The sequence below is a fragment of the Tychonema sp. LEGE 07196 genome, from assembly GCF_963890365.1.
GTDB lineage: Bacteria > Cyanobacteriota > Cyanobacteriia > Cyanobacteriales > Microcoleaceae > Microcoleus.
Map to the genome: position 1 here is coordinate 1 of NZ_CAWPRX010000073.1, position 13,482 is coordinate 13,482.

12 protein-coding genes and 1 tRNA gene are annotated in these 13,482 nt (G+C 46.9%); 10 read left to right on the forward strand and 3 right to left on the reverse strand.

Annotated elements, in window-relative coordinates; all coding sequences use genetic code 11:
* Window positions 1–522 precede the first annotated feature (522 nt).
* The 3 genes from AACV78_RS09405 to mutT all read left to right on the forward strand — a co-directional run bounded on the left by AACV78_RS09405 (window position 523) and on the right by mutT (window position 2,623).
* Window positions 523–1,482 carry an RNA polymerase sigma factor, RpoD/SigA family gene (locus AACV78_RS09405; RefSeq protein WP_194009547.1) on the forward strand — a complete coding sequence of 320 codons (960 nt, stop codon included), beginning with the start codon at window positions 523–525 and terminating at the stop codon, window positions 1,480–1,482.
* Between the two features lie 225 nt (window positions 1,483–1,707).
* Window positions 1,708–2,049, forward strand: coding sequence for a DUF760 domain-containing protein (locus tag AACV78_RS09410; RefSeq protein WP_194009546.1), 342 nt, complete (start codon window positions 1,708–1,710; stop codon window positions 2,047–2,049).
* 169 nt (window positions 2,050–2,218) lie between these two features.
* Window positions 2,219–2,623, forward strand: a complete 405-nt coding sequence (gene mutT, locus AACV78_RS09415; protein WP_194009545.1) for an 8-oxo-dGTP diphosphatase MutT — start codon at window positions 2,219–2,221, stop codon at window positions 2,621–2,623.
* Between the two features lie 36 nt (window positions 2,624–2,659).
* Here mutT and AACV78_RS09420 read toward each other — a convergent pair whose 3' ends face one another.
* The gene (locus AACV78_RS09420; RefSeq protein WP_194009544.1) at window positions 2,660–3,901 is read right to left on the reverse strand and encodes a histidine kinase; all 1,242 of its coding nucleotides are present in this window, start codon (window positions 3,899–3,901) and stop codon (window positions 2,660–2,662) included.
* Window positions 3,902–4,139: 238 nt separating this feature from the next.
* On the opposite strand from AACV78_RS09420, the gene AACV78_RS09425 reads away from it, so the two are divergent.
* The 4 genes from AACV78_RS09425 to AACV78_RS09440 all read left to right on the forward strand — a co-directional run bounded on the left by AACV78_RS09425 (window position 4,140) and on the right by AACV78_RS09440 (window position 9,935).
* Window positions 4,140–5,351, forward strand: a complete 1,212-nt coding sequence (locus AACV78_RS09425) for an RNA-guided endonuclease InsQ/TnpB family protein (protein WP_194009543.1) — start codon at window positions 4,140–4,142, stop codon at window positions 5,349–5,351.
* 56 nt (window positions 5,352–5,407) lie between these two features.
* Window positions 5,408–7,096, forward strand: a complete 1,689-nt coding sequence (locus AACV78_RS09430; protein ID WP_194009542.1) for a DUF2079 domain-containing protein — start codon at window positions 5,408–5,410, stop codon at window positions 7,094–7,096.
* Between the two features lie 229 nt (window positions 7,097–7,325).
* Complete coding sequence (locus tag AACV78_RS09435) at window positions 7,326–8,513, forward strand: glycosyltransferase family 4 protein (protein ID WP_194009541.1); 1,188 nt, start codon at window positions 7,326–7,328, stop codon at window positions 8,511–8,513.
* Window positions 8,514–8,672: 159 nt separating this feature from the next.
* Window positions 8,673–9,935 (forward strand): MFS transporter, encoded by a 1,263-nt coding sequence (locus AACV78_RS09440; protein WP_194009540.1) that lies wholly within the window; start codon window positions 8,673–8,675, stop codon window positions 9,933–9,935.
* A 155-nt stretch (window positions 9,936–10,090) separates the two neighbouring features.
* On the opposite strand, the gene AACV78_RS09445 is transcribed toward AACV78_RS09440, so the two are convergent.
* Window positions 10,091–10,164: transfer RNA gene (locus AACV78_RS09445), tRNA-Arg, on the reverse strand.
* A gap of 93 nt (window positions 10,165–10,257) precedes the next feature.
* Here AACV78_RS09445 and moaC point away from each other — a divergent pair.
* From moaC to AACV78_RS09460, 3 genes are all read left to right on the forward strand, one after another.
* A complete protein-coding gene (moaC, locus tag AACV78_RS09450; RefSeq protein ID WP_194009539.1) occupies window positions 10,258–10,779 on the forward strand; it encodes a cyclic pyranopterin monophosphate synthase MoaC in 522 nt (173 codons plus the stop codon).
* An 88-nt stretch (window positions 10,780–10,867) separates the two neighbouring features.
* Window positions 10,868–11,125 carry a 2TM domain-containing protein gene (locus AACV78_RS09455; RefSeq protein ID WP_194009538.1) on the forward strand — a complete coding sequence of 86 codons (258 nt, stop codon included), beginning with the start codon at window positions 10,868–10,870 and terminating at the stop codon, window positions 11,123–11,125.
* A gap of 63 nt (window positions 11,126–11,188) precedes the next feature.
* Entirely contained in the window at window positions 11,189–11,491 is a 303-nt protein-coding gene (locus AACV78_RS09460; RefSeq protein ID WP_194009537.1) for a DUF3181 family protein, read from the forward strand.
* A 75-nt stretch (window positions 11,492–11,566) separates the two neighbouring features.
* On the opposite strand, the gene AACV78_RS09465 is transcribed toward AACV78_RS09460, so the two are convergent.
* Window positions 11,567–13,482, reverse strand: a 1,916-nt coding sequence (locus tag AACV78_RS09465) for an Ig-like domain-containing protein (RefSeq protein WP_228042669.1), incomplete at its 5' end; no start/stop codon positions are given.

Consider the following 13,482-nt stretch of genomic DNA (forward strand, 5'->3'; position numbering starts at 1 on the left):
CCCTCACCCCATCTCCCCCTTACCCCATCTTCCCTGACGGGTGTAGGTTTTTTGGTAAAAGCCCGATCGCATCATAATAGTTTGAGGTTTTCAGAAGCCACAGCCTAAAACCGTTGCACTGTAAATTGTTTGCTGGATTTTGCCATGCGAAAACTTACACCTGTCAGCCCCTTCACCCCCTCTGAGATTTCCGGGATTTTGTTTATATTGATGCAACTCTGAACCTAGTTTGCCGGTACTCTCGTACCAACTGTGCAGGCTTGCATGAAATAAATGTAAAGAAATGTAGCCAACCGCTCTCACAAATGTTAAGATTCTTAACACAAGTAGTATTTTGCATCCCCCAACCAAAACCTAACCTGAGATGGTGCTGAGTGGGAGTAGCAGCTAGCTACCATAAAACGAAGCCTCTTTAAATGGAAGGAAAGCGCAAATCCCCGCCCGCTTTCCTTCTCAACTAAAACTAAAGGTTTGCGGTAGTCGCAAACCTTTATAGGCAAAGATCCTCAGCGGGAAAAGCTCATGAAAACTCTTAAGTCCTCAGATACAGATTCTGTTCGTGCTTACTTGCGGGAAATCGGCCGCGTTCCCCTGTTGACCCATGAGCAAGAAATACTCTACGGGAAACAGGTACAGCGATCTGCCGCACTGCATCAGGAGAAAAAGATTTTAGCCGAAGAGTTAGGCCGCGACCCGACGGCGGCTGAATGGGCACAGGCAGTCGGGCTGTCTGAGGCACAGTTGCAGCGGACGATCGACCACGGCGAAAGGGCCAAACGCCAAATGGTGGAAGCAAATCTCCGCCTGGTAGTGTCTGTCGCCAAAAAATATATCAAGCGCAACGTAGATTTACTCGACCTCATTCAGGAAGGGACGATCGGGATGCAGCGGGGAGTAGAAAAATTTGACCCGACAAAGGGCTACAGATTTTCAACTTATGCTTATTGGTGGATTCGTCAGGCAATTACGCGGGCGATCGCCGAAAAAGGTCGCACCATCCGCCTGCCGATCCACATTACCGAAAAACTCAACAAAATTAAAAAAGCTCAGCGCCAGCTAGCTCAACAGCTCGGCCGCGCGGCTACTCCTGCTGAATTGGCTGCTGAGTTAGATTTGACTCCCAAGCAAATTCGCGAATATCTCGATCGCGCGCGCCTCCCGCTTTCCCTAGACTTGCGCGTGGGAGACAATCAAGATACAGAGTTGGGCGATTTGTTGGAAGATACAGGTACTACCCCAGAAGATTTTGCCCTGCAATCTTCCCTGCGGACTGACTTAGATCAACTGATGGCGGAACTGACTCAGCAACAGCGAGAAGTCCTCGCCTTGCGGTTCGGTTTAGAAGACGGTCAAACCTTAACTTTGGCAAAAATAGGCGATCGACTCAACATCAGTCGGGAACGGGTGCGGCAAATCGAACGGGAAGCCTTGACCAAACTCCGCAAGCGCAAGCAAGATATCAACGATTATCTCGCCAGCTAGCTAGATTGGGGATTGCGCCCGGACACACCCGAGCGCCAATCCCCAATCTAAAATCGTAAAAACCGTCGCCTTTAATTCGGTTGTGCCCACTTGGTTGTGCCGACTGTCCTGCTACATTAGTAATTACTTAGTAATAAAGATCAACAGCGATCGGATAAGGTAAGGGTTATTTAATTTAACTGCCCGCATCTCAAATAATAAGCTGTCTCTGAAACGGAGGTACTCGTGAGTAATTCATCTAATAAGTCCCCAGAATTTTTTGAAGAAGACGGAGAAAATGCCAATTTATTATGGCAATACGTGCAGTCAATGGCTCCCGACACTGTTTCTCAGTTGTCTAAACCGACTTCTCATGAAGTGTTTCAAGTAATGGAGCGAAATATTGTCGGACTCTTGGGAAATTTGCCTTCGGAACACTTCGGGGTGACAGTGACTACCAGTCGCGAACATTTGGGTAGATTGCTCGCCTCGGCCATGATTAGCGGTTATTTTCTCAAAAATGCCGAACAGCGCATGACTTTTGAAAAGTCGATACAAGCCAGTGAGAGACACGGCTCGGAAGATTAGTCGGTTACTAACATTTAATCTCTGCAAATGTCAAGCCCCCCTCGGAAGATGGGGGCTTAATATTTTAGATTTTAGATTTTAGATTTTAGATTTGATATGAGATTAAATAATTGAATAATTATTGATATTATTCTAAAATTACTAACTCCCAATTCCCAATTAATATAATATGTCTCTTTCTCCTGTACCCCACAAAGTTATCGGCGTTGCTGCGATCTGGAATGACCGACAACAAATTTTGATTGACAAACGCCGACAACACGGACTGCACGGGGGGTTTTGGGAGTTTCCGGGCGGTAAAATAGAGCCTGGGGAAACGATCGAAGCTTGCATACAACGGGAAATTATGGAAGAGTTGGGAATTGTCGTCGAAGTGGGCGATCGCCTGATTACAATTGACCACGACTACACTAAATTTACAGTTAGACTCTACGTACACCACTGCCGCCACGTCAGCGGGGAACTGCAAACGATCGAGTGCGATGAAATTCGGTGGGTGTCACTCGACGAAATTGACCAGTTTACTTTCCCCAAAGCCAACGAACAGATTATCGCTGCACTGCGATCGAGTTGAACAGTCAACAGTCAACAGTCAACAGTCAACAGTCAACTATTTTTGAAGAGGCAAAGTAAAGTGAAAACAAGTGCCTCGATCGGGTACAGAGTCCACCCAAATTTGACCGTAATGGGCGCGGATAATGCCTTGACAAAGAGACAGCCCAATGCCGTAACCGTATTTTGATTTATCTCGCTGCAAGCGAAAGCTGTCTTCAAAAATGCTTGCACAATCTTCTTGAGGAATACCAGGGCCGCTGTTACAAATGCTCACTTGAACCTTGTAAGCAGTGCGGTGGAGCATAGAAATACTAACAGTTCCTTCCTCTGGGGTGTACTTGTTGGCGTTGTCTAGCAGGTTAGCAATCACTTGTTTCATGCGATCGGGATCGGCATAAACTAAGGGCAAATCTGCGGGAATGTCTATTTCTAATTTCAGACTTTTCGCCTGAAATTTATCTTGAAATTCCAGGATTACATCTTGACAAATCGCTCCCAGTTCAATTTTTTTTGTTTGGATGTGAAGTTGAGCGTTTGTCCCCCTGGCCGCTTCGAGGATATCTGTAATCATTCGATCGACAATTCGGATTTGGTTGCGGGCTTGTTTCATTAAATAAGCCGCCAGAGCGGGTGTCAAACGCGACTTTTCCCCCTCTTTCACCTTCTGAGTTGACTCCAAAGTCTCCAAAGCCAAAGATGCCGCCGTCAAAGGATTCCGCAAGTCGTGAGCCAGCATCGCAATAATCCGGTCTTTCAACTGCAACTGCTCTTGCAGGTGTTCTTTTTCCTGTTTTAGCCGAAAAACTTCATCCGCAAGTTGCACGAGCTCAGTAGCGCAAGCAACCGAATAAATTGGTTTTGGGTCTGCCAGAGCTGATGCCGTCAGAGCTGGGGCAGACTGCTGCTGGGCGGCGTATTCTTCTACAGCACGCTTCCAGCGGGGCCAGCACTGTTTGAGTTGGGCGATCAGATTGGTGCCGGCGAGAGTTTGTCGGGGCTCTGGATGAATTTTGAGCAGGGAGGGACTAGCTACAAGTTTAAAGTGTTCGGCTAAATCCGGCTGTTCTCCTACATCGACGATTTGAAGATCGAAATCGCACTCTGCCTTCAAATCCTGTAGAAACTTGCGGATGTGTCTGGTCTGTTCCCTAGAAGAGGAACGCTTGTCTACGAACAGCAAAAGCTGTAAAAGCGGTGCGGGATTGGCCGGCAGTTCGGGAGAACTGTCGGTGTCGCCGGTGCCTGGTGTGGGATTGACGCTGTTGACTTTTTCGATCGGGTGAAAATAATTGACCATTGGCGAGCCGAGTTATTTCACTTCTACTTTAACTGGACAGACGGGAATTCTCCCGCTACATCGTTACTCCTTGTCTTCGGCGGGATGAAAGGCGAGCGAAGCCCGTCGATTGGGCCGAACAAATTGACTCTTCATGCAGCTCTCACTTTTTGAGGCGGCGTATGAGGAAAGGAGCAAATTCCTTGGTTTTGTCCAAGTATAGTGCCATGATAGTTATCGCTAACCCAAGTTTTCGATAATGTACCAAGCTCATAAACTCCGAATCTATCCGACAACTGAGCAGCAGATATATTTTGCTGGTGCTTTTGGTTGTTGTCGATGGTTCTGGAATTATAGCTTGAATCTGTGCCAAGAAACTTATCAAAATACGGGAAAAGGGCTGACTATAGGTGCTGTACAAGGCTTGCTTCCTCATCTCAAAAAGGAATATCCTTGGTTGTCTAATGCCTATTCTCAGTGCCTACAAGTTGTGGCTCTAAACCTCTCAACTGCTTATAAAAACTTCTTTGATAAACGCGCTGGATATCCTAGCTTCAAATCGAAGCATGGTAGACAGTCAATTAGTTATCCTCAAAATGTCAAACTAGGTTATAGCAGCATCAAACTTCCGATCATTGGGGAAGTCCATTGTCGAATTCATCGGAGAATTGAAGGTACTATAAAAACAGTTACTATCTCCAAGAATACAGATGGTAACTACTATGCTTGTGTCTTAGTTGATGATGGACAAGAAACACCGGAAGGGAGAGCTAATGGTAAGGCGATCGGCTTAGATGTTGGGCTGATAGATTTTTGCGTGACTAGCGATGGCAGTAAATATGCTAATCCTAAGCACCTCAAACAACACAGTCGCAATCTGAAGCGTAAACAACAAAAACTCTATCGTAAAGAAAAAGGGAGTAATCGGAGAAATAAAGCTAGAAGATTAGTGGCTAAAGTTCACTCTAAAATCAAGAGAGTGCGCGAAGATTTTCTACACAAGCTATCCCGCAAGATAATCAACGAAAACCAAGTTATTGCAGTAGAAAATCTCAACGTCAAGGGTATGGTAATAAATCACTGTCTAGCTAAAGCCATTAGTGATGCTGGATGGGGACTGTTTGGAACAATGCTCAAGTATAAAGCTGAAAAAATCGGAAAACTCTATATCGAGATCGACAGATTTTTTCCGAGTTCTAAAACTTGCAACAATTGCCTCCACAAAGTATCGTCCATGCCTTTGAACGTTCGCCATTGGAATTGCCCTAAATGCGGAAGTTGCAATGATAGAGATATCAATGCGGCAAAAAACATTAGGGATGAAGCCTTGCGGATTTGGGGATTGGGAACCAGTGCTTCTGCCAGTGGAGGGAATGTAAGTCGTGGTGGCAAGCCTTCGGTGTTGTCGGATGCAATTCCCGTTGAGACTGGAAGCTCCCAGCATAGTGGTACTCCGCTTGCTGATGGGTAGTTCACTACTTGCTTTAGATTTATGCTAATGTCCGATGATTTCATTACGGCGGGCCAATGACATTTTTGAGATGGAAGAAAAACGAGTCGCTGCAGGTGGTGGTAAAAGTGGCGGTGGCCTTTTTTGTGCTGTGCCTGCTGCTGACGCTGCACCGCTACTACAACTTTTACGCTACTTACGACCAAGGCATTTTCAATCAACTTTTTTGGAACGGCACTCGGGGTCATTTGTTTGAGAGTTCCCTGTCTTCGGCTTTGTCCACTAACGTGGTTCACCAAAATGAGCTCCCGTCGGTATCCTATTACCGATTGGGGCAGCATTTCACCCCGGCATTGATGCTGTGGCTGCCTATTTACTCTTTGTTTCCCTCGCCTGTCACTTTGACGGTGTTGCAGGTGACTTTAGTTACGGCGGCTGGTTTAGTGCTCTGGGTTCTCGCCAGACACTATCTAGAACCGCGACTGTCGGCGGCCATTGTGTTGAGCTATTATTGCGCTAACGCGGTGATCGGCCCGACTTTGGGCAATTTTCATGATGTTTGTCAAATTCCGCTTTATGTTTTTAGCTTGCTGCTGGCGATGGAGAAGCGCTGGTGGCCATTGTTTGGGGTTCTGGCCACTTTAATTTTGGCTGTGCGAGAAGATGGGGGGGTTGTTTTATTTGGGGTGGGAGTTTATCTAATTTTGAGCCGACGCTATCCTCGGACTGGTTTAGCTGTCTGCGCGCTCAGTTTTGGTTACATGATCGTCCTGACGAATCTGATTATGCCTTTGTTTTCTGCGGACATCTCCCAGCGGTTTATGATTGAACGCTTCGGTCAATATGCCGATGGAGAGGAAGCTTCGACGCTAGAAATTCTTTGGGGAATGGTTAGCAATCCTGGCAGGTTGGCGGCTGCGTTATTTACGCCGTTCTTTGGTAAAATTAAATACCTGCTCGGTCAGTGGTTGCCGTTAGCTTTGGTTCCGGCCTTCGCGCCTGCGTCTTGGGCGATCGCTGGGTTTCCGCTGCTGAAGCTATTTTTAGCGAAAGGAGAGTCTGTGCTGGCGATTAATATTCGCTATGCGATGACTGTGGTTCCAGGGCTGTTTTACGGGGCGATTTTGTGGTGGGCCGATCGCCAAAAGGAAGAGGATAAAATTAAGAGGGGAGAACAAACAATTTTGCGTTTTCCTTCAGCGGTTTTGCCTTTCCCTTCGTCTTCAAAGTTTCGCCGCTTTTGGGGGTTTTGCATTTGCTTGTCGCTATTTTTTACCTTCACGTCTAACCCAAATCGGACTTTTTCTTGGATTTTACCCGATGCGATCGCCCCTTGGGTGCAGGTTCCTTTGATCCGACAGTGGCAGCACGTTTCTCAAGTCCGGCCACTTTTGGCTCAAATTCCTGCGGATGCTAGCGTGGCCGCAACGAATAGTATTGTGCCGATTTTGTCAAGCCGCCGCGAAATTCTCAGGTTTCCGATGTTTGAACTGCGTAATGATGCGGGGCAAGCGGTGAAGATGGAATACGTAATTGCCGATATGTGGCAGTTACAGCAGTACCAGGCTGCGTTTCGGCGGGAACGGGGACAGTTGCAGGCGATCGTCCCGCAGATCGATCGAATTTCCAAATCAGGAGAATACGGAATAGTTGGCTTTGAAGACGGCGCGATTTTGATGCGTAAGGGTGCTGCTTCCAACTCTGCATCGGCGGCTGCTTGGATGAGTTTTCGCCGCGAATTAGAACCGATTTTGAAGCAAGGGTAAGCCCGATCGCCCGAAACTGGCGCAGCCCAACTATTGCAGAAACCGGGTTTTGGAGGCAGCCTTCGGGCGATCGAGCAATTCCTGCAAACACCCGGTTTCTGCATAATTTTCCATGCTGTCAGCCTTCGGGCATAAATTTGCACCCAGCCCAAAAATTAGGTCTTGAATTATACACTAAAATAGTCAAGAATCAACATTAAGATATATAAATTCTTGGGAGCACAAAAATATGAAAATTTTGGTATTAGCCTGGGAATTTCCTCCCAGAATAGTAGGCGGCATCGCTCGCCACGTATCGGAACTGTATCCAGAATTGGTGAAGCTAGGCCACTCGATTCACCTAATTACTGTAGAGTTCGGACACGCGCCGATGTATGAAGTGGTAGAAGGAATACAGGTGCATCGGGTGGTAGTGGGACAGGCCACGGACTTTTTTCACTGGGTGGCCAACCTCAACCAAAGCATGGGCCACCTTGGTGGCAAACTGATACTAGAAGAAGGCTCCTTCGATCTGATCCACGCTCACGACTGGTTAGTGGGAGATGCGGCGATCGCCCTCAAGCATACCTTTAAAATCCCCCTAATTGCCACCATCCACGCCACCGAATACGGGCGCTTCAACGGCATCCACAACGATGGACAGCGCTACATTCACAACAAGGAAAACAACCTCGCATACAACGCTTGGCGGGTAATTGTTTGCAGCGACTATATGCGGCGGGAAGCCGAACGGGTACTAGCGACTCCGTGGAACAAAATAGAGGTAATTTACAACGGAATTAGAGCCGAAAAAAAACCCAGGCGGCACGAATTTGATGCGATGAGCTTCCGCCGTAAATTTGCAGCAGACGATGAAAAAATAGTCTATTATGTAGGAAGAATTAGCTATGAAAAAGGTATTTCTGTATTTTTGAATGCTGCACCTAAAGTAATTTGGGAAATGGGGGGGAAAGCTAAAATTGTAATTATTGGCGGTGGCAATACAGACTCTCTCAAACATCTGGCTTGGGATTTAGGGATTTGGCATAAGTGTTATTTTACCGGCTTTATGTTTGAGGAACATCTCGACAAATTCCAGACGGTGGCTGACTGCGCGGTTTTTCCCAGTCTTTACGAACCTTTTGGGATTGTAGCGTTAGAAAGTTTTGCAGCCAGGGTGCCGGTGGTAGTTTCCAATATGGGCGGCTTACCCGAAGTTGTGCAGCATACTAAAACTGGTGTTGTTACTGAGGCCAACAATCAGGATTCTTTGGCTTGGGGAATTTTGGAAGTGCTGAAAAATCCTGGTTACGGGCAGTGGTTGGTTGACAATGCTTATGAGGATTTGGAACGCCGGTTTAGTTGGCCGAAGTTGGCGATGGAAACCGAGTGGGTTTATCAACGGGTGATAGAGGAAATGGCAGAGGTTAATTGGTAAGACTGTTGACTGTTTGCGGTTGACTGTTGACTGTTTGCGGTTGACTGTGAGTAGAATATCAACTTTTTTAGTTGCAAATATTAAGAAATTGCAACACAATGATAGATACACTTGACCTCAGCTTGAGCGCACTCAGAAAATTTAAAGGGAATTCGCATCTTGAATATTTTTAGGGACATCGAGCCCCAACGCAAACGCGGCTTGCTGACTTTGTTTGCCGCAGGCTTGCTATTTTGGTCGAGTTTGGCTTCGCTGCTGCCAACTTTGCCGCTGTACGTTCAATCTGTAGGCGGTACAAAACAGCAAATTGGCTTTGTGATGGGTGCATTTGCGATCGGGCTTTTGCTGTCGAGGCCGCAGTTAGGAAAAATAGCCGACAGCAGGGGGCGAAAACAAGTTTTGCTGCTAGGGGTGTCAGTGGCTGCAGTTGCGCCTCTAACCTACCTGTTCGCTAAATCTATCCCCTTACTGTTATTTATCAGAGCTTTTCACGGCATTAGCATCGCCGCTTTTACCACAGCTTACAGCGCTTTGGTAACAGATTTGTCGCCCCCAGGAAAGCGGGGCGAATTAATCGGTTACATGAGTTTGGTAACTCCTATCGGTTTGGCCTTTGGCCCGGCGATTGGCGGCTTTGTGCAAGCTGGGCTCGGCTATCCTTTTTTGTTTGCGATGTCGGCGGCTTTAGCTACTATTGGTGTATTTCTCACTACCAAAATTGCCGAACCTAATTTTGCTGAGTTAACAAAATCCGATTCGCTATTTGAGGAAAAAAAACGCCAAAAATACTGGCAAATGTTGTGGAATCCCAGGGTGCGGATTCCGGCTTTGGTGTTATTGTTGGTTGGTTTGGTGTTCGGAACTTTGAGCACTTTTATGCCTTTGTTTCTCCAAGAAACTAAGGTTAATTTGAATCCGGGATTATTTTATTCTACGGCGGCCGTGGCTAGTTTCGGTCTGCGGTTGTTGACGGGGCGGGCTTCGGACAAATACGGCCGCGGTTTGTTTATTTCTGCCGGCTTGATCTGTTATTCCGTGTCGATGTTATTGTTGTATTTTGCTAACAACAGCAATGCTTTTTTAATCGCAGCTTTGTTTGAAGGTGCGGCGGGCGGTACTGTTATGCCGATGATGGTGACGCTGATGTCGGACAGGTGCGAACCTCAAGAAAGGGGCCGATTGTTTTCGCTTTGTATTGGCGGGTTTGATTTGGGAATTGCGCTGGCTGGCCCGATTTTAGGCTTTGCTGCTGAACAAGTCGGCTACAGAAATATGTTTGGTTTGGCGGCTGCTGTTAGTGTGTTAGCTTTCCTGATTTTTGTTACTTTGTCTAGCAAGAGTTTGTCTCATTCGCTGCAATTTGCGATCGGGCGCGGCAAAGATGTCTATGCTTTGGTATCAATTCCGGTTGCACCGGAATGATAGCAACTCAGGACACGGCAATGCCGTTTCCCTACCGCAAAATAATGGATAGTGAGGAGGACACGGCAATGCCGTTTCCCTACCGCAATTAATTGTAGGGACACGGCATTGCTGTGTCCCTACGAGTTTCCCTACGAGGATTTATCGATTTAAAATGGGCTTGGAGGGATTCGAACCCCCGACCTCATGGTTCGTAGCCATGCACTCTATCCAACTAAGCTACAAGCCCCTGTTGCTTGGAGAGTTGAAATTTTAGATTTAATCTAAAATTGAACAATCTCTGTTCCGCACAGAATTTAACAGTAACACCATTCTCAAAATAATGCAAGACCTTTCTCAAAATATTTCTAAATTGCCCGATCGCCCGCAGCTAACTCACCTCGACAACAGCGGGGAAGCCCAAATGGTGGACGTTTCGGCGAAAGTGGCAACTGTGCGGCAAGCTGTGGCCGCGGGGCGGGTGCGGATGTCGGCGGATACGTTTGCTGCGATTGAAGCGGGGAATGCGCCGAAAGGCGATGTGTTGGGCACTGCGAGGCTGGCTGGGATTATGGCGGCCAAGCAGACGGCGCATTTGATTCCTCTGTGTCACCCTCTGCCCCTGAGTAGCGTTGAGGTGCAGGTGATACCGGATGCTGGGTTGCCGGGGTATCAAATTCGGGCGACGGTGAAGATTAAGGCGGAAACTGGGGTGGAAATGGAGGCGCTGACGGCGGTTTCGGTGGCGGCGCTGACTTTGTACGATATGGCGAAGGCTTTGTCCAAGTCGATCGCCATTGAATCGATTCGTCTGGTAAGCAAAAGCGGTGGCAAATCGGGGGATTATCAAAATTTAGAGGAATAAATTTCCTGTCTTGAGAGGGATGCAGAATTCAAAAAGCTGCGCTTAAGATTAAAATAGGCACAGAACTACTAATATCATGTGAAAAACTATGCCTCCTCGTTGGCCCCGCAAACCCGATCGCAACGATCCAGAGTACCGCCGTTTAGATGACCGGATGAATTTTGCTATCCATGTCGGTCTTTTTTCTGCTACCAATTCTGTTTTGTGGTTTGTTCACAATTTGCAAAAGGCTGATTGGCCTTGGGCAGTTTCGGTAACGGGTGTATGGGCTTTAGTAGTTTTGGCCCACGCGATTTTCATTTTTGCGATCGCCGATTATTCGCCCGTCACCAAAGATTCTGGCTGAAGGCAGTTGTCGGCGATTGGTTAACTTTTTTTGACGGATCACCAATAACTTTCTGCTTTTTATATGGCTAATACTACTCAGGCGATCGAATCCTTAGCAGCCGAAATCGGCGAAAATGTCTACATTGACATTGCCAAGTGGCATTTGTATCTCCGCGATGCCCACCTGCATACGGTTGTCGCCCAACAACTTTATTCAATGCTAGAAAAGGGCAATTTAGATACTGACAAAGTTCAAGGAGTTTTGCAAGGAATTTCCATCAAGTTGGGCGGCGGCAAGCGAGAAGTACCGCTGGCCGATTTGATTCCGATGCAGTGTCAAGTTAAGTTGATGGATGTTTTGGAGGAATTTCAGCGTCAGATGTGAGATCAATTGTTGATTTGGATTTAAGTGCGATCGCCCTTTGTGGATTTAATGGGCGATCGCACTTTTCATTCTTCCCTAAACCAGCATGAAGTTAGCCGCTGTTAGCGAATTGGCACTCACTCCAATCATCACACCTAACTCTTCTCCTGTCAAGGCATTTTTGATAATTGTACCCTGAGTATTTTGAGTTATTGCTAACTGGCTAAAGCTCAAACCTCCGGTTAGTGCGATCACATCTTGACCTGCGGTAAAATCAGCAATAATGTCAAATCCTTGACCTGCATTTAAGACAAAGATATCATTGCCGCTACCGCCAATCAAACTGTCATTGCCCAATTCTCCGTAAAGGAAATCATCACCTTTTCCGCCCAGGAGAGTATCATTATCTTCCCCACCGTAAAGAGTATCATTTCCTTCGCACCCTCCCAAGATATCTGCGCCTTCATTACCGCTAATAAAATCGTTACCTTCGCCGCCACAGATGGTATCCGAACCCTGATTTCCCAACAAGTAATCATCTCCCTCACTGCCAAGGATTATGTCATCACCTTTGCCTCCAAATAAGCTGTCATTACCCTTGCCGCCGTCGATGAAATCATCATTTCTGTTCCCATAAACGATGTCGTCACCTTCGCGGCTATTTATGGAGTCATTACCTTTGCCTCCAAAGATTAAATCGTTGCCCAAGTTGCCAAGAACAATGTCATTATTTTCATCTCCAAATAAGATGTCATCACCTGTGCCACCGCTGATAAAATCATTGCCTTTGTTGCCGTTGAGGATGTCGCTGCTATCGCCACCATACAAGTTGTCATCCCCGGATTTGGCATCGAATATATTGCCCGTGTTGCTGCCGAGAAATTCATCATTTTTGGCAGTGCCTATTTGAATGCCCGGTACACCAAGTATGGTGTTTTCAACTGAATTCGGTTGGTTTAAATTGGGATAGTCAATGTCATCGCAGATGCAGTCATCGTTGGGGATGTTATTAGTTATTGGTGTGGGCGTTACCGCAGGTGTTGGCGTGGGTGTGGGCGTTTCCGCAGGTGTTGGTGTCGGTGCGGGTGTTGGCGTTACGAATGGTACAGGAGTTGGTATTGGTGTTGGTATTGGCCTTACGAATGGTGCAGGAGTTGGTGTTGGTGCGGGTGTGGGCGTTTCCCCAGATGTTGGTGTCGGTGTTGGTGCGGGTGCAGGAGTTGGTGTTGTTACAGGTGCAGGAGTTGGTGTTGTTACAGGTGCAGGAGTTGGTGTTGTTACAGGTGCAGGAGTTGGTGTTGTTACAGGTGAAGGAGTTGGTGTTGTTACAGGTGAAGGAGTTGGTGTTGTTACAGGTGCAGGAGTTGGTGTTGTTACAGGTGCAGGAGTTGGTGTTGTTACAGGTGCAGGAGTTGGTGTTGTTACAGGTACATTAACGTTAAAAGTTCCTAAACTAGCAGCAACAGCCTGATTTCCAAGTGCATCTTTCACCTGACTTGCTTGCAGATTAACAGTGTAAGTAGCATTATCAGTATTATCCCAACTTCCGCCTGGGGGAGTAAACGAATATGTCGCTATGCGGGGCGTACCATTGCTATTAGTATCAACACTAATAAATCTAGCAGGAATAGCACCACCTGACCAATTTACAACAAGATCGGAATTATCTAAACTGGTAACATCAATTCCATTACTATCACTGAAAGTAACTGTCAATGTCTGACTTGTACCGTCGGCTGTAGTAATGTCAGCAATTGCTGCCAAGTTAGCCGTAGGTGGAGTGACATCAACAATAGGTGTGGTGATATTAGCGGTGCGAGTCAGTTGCGCGGCTGCGATATTGTTATTACCGGCTGTATCCGTAGCTTGGGCTGCGGGAATATCAACGGTGACATTACCAGTAGCAGCGGGAGTGACATCAAAGGTGTAAGTTTTGGCATCAACTTTCACAAAGTTACTGACATTCGCATTGGCTACGGTGATATCAGTATTATCAAACCCGGTGACATCTT